The organism is Neobacillus drentensis (assembly GCF_036966985.1).
Classification (GTDB): domain Bacteria; phylum Bacillota; class Bacilli; order Bacillales; family Cytobacillaceae; genus Neobacillus; species Neobacillus drentensis_E.
In genome coordinates this window covers 1-1,564 of the sequence record NZ_JBALSN010000165.1, presented here as the reverse complement: position 1 = coordinate 1,564, position 1,564 = coordinate 1, and the positions used below count along the sequence as shown (strand labels likewise).

The following is a 1,564-nucleotide window of genomic DNA, read 5'->3' as shown; positions in this document are numbered from 1 at the left end:
CCAGAAGAAGATAATATCATAGCCAGTCACTAACACATCGGTTGGGAAGTAACGCTTGAAATCGGCTGCTTCTGTATTTGGCCAGCCCATCGTTGAAAAAGGCCATAATGCTGAACTGAACCAAGTATCTAGGACATCTTTATCCTGTTCCCAGTTCTCCGCATCTGCAGGGGCTTCTGTTCCTACATATACCTCACCTGTTTGCTTGTGGTACCAAGCTGGGATTCGGTGACCCCACCAAAGCTGTCTTGAAATACACCAGTCACGGATATTTTCCATCCAGCGCAGGTAAGTTTTTTCAAAGCGGTCTGGAACAAAGTTTACTTTCGCTTCTTTATCTTGCAGAGCAATCGCTTCATCTGCGAGCGGCTGCATTTTAACAAACCATTGGGTAGAAAGATACGGTTCAACAACAGCACCGCTTCGCTCGGAGTGACCTACGGAATGCGGATGCTCTTCAATTTTGAAAAGAACTCCTTGTTCCTGCAAGTCTTTTACGATTTGCTTTCGGCATTCGAAACGGTCTAAACCTTTATATTTGCCGGCTTTATCATTCATCGAGCCATCTTCGTTCATAACAAGAATACGTTCTAAGTTATGACGATTACCAAGTTCAAAGTCGTTCGGGTCATGTGCAGGTGTAATTTTAACCGCCCCAGATCCGAATTCCATATCGACATAATCATCAGCAACAATTGGAATTTCGCGGCCAACGATTGGGAGGATAACGTTTTTACCAATCAGGTGCTTATAGCGGTCATCTTCAGGATGAACGGCAACAGCAGTATCACCAAGCATCGTTTCCGGACGGGTTGTCGCAACCTCAATATGTCCGGAACCATCAGCAAGCGGATAGCTCATGTGATAAAATGCACCTTGAACATCTTTATAAATAACTTCGATGTCTGATAGAGCTGTTTTAGTGGACGGATCCCAGTTAATAATATATTCGCCGCGATAAATGAGACCTTTTTTATAAAGAGTAACAAACACCTCTTTAACGGCATCTGATAAGCCTTCATCAAGAGTGAAACGCTCACGGCTGTAGTCTAATCCTAAGCCTAGTTTCGACCACTGCTGACGGATATGAGAAGCATACTCTTCCTTNNCATGTTTCCTCAACAAATTTTTCTCTGCCTAAATCGTAGCGGCTTTTACCTTCGTTACGAAGTTTTTCTTCTACCTTTGCTTGGGTAGCAATCCCTGCATGGTCCATCCCTGGTAACCAGAGAACATCATACCCCTGCATCCGCTTCATACGGGTTACGATATCTTGCAGGGTTGTGTCCCAGGCATGGCCTAAATGAAGTTTCCCCGTTACGTTTGGCGGCGGGATGACAACCGTGTATGGTTGCTTACTTTCATCATCTTTTGCTTCGAAAAACTTCCCTTGCAGCCACCATTCATAACGACCTTTTTCGATCGTTTGTGGATCGTATTTAGTAGGCATTGTTAGTTCCTTTGTTTCCATTGTAAAATCCTCCTTTGATTCCATTTCCATACAAAAAACTCCAATCGTCATAAAAGGACGAATGGAGTTTGCTTCGCGGTACCACCTTTTTTC

1 pseudogene (cut by a window edge) is annotated in these 1,564 nt (G+C 43.9%); it reads right to left on the bottom strand.

The window, feature by feature from the left end:
* Positions 1–1,471, bottom strand: a pseudogene (locus V7659_RS11435) (valine--tRNA ligase); it reaches 1,160 nt to the left of the window's first position.
* Positions 1,472–1,564: the final 93 nt, after the last annotated feature.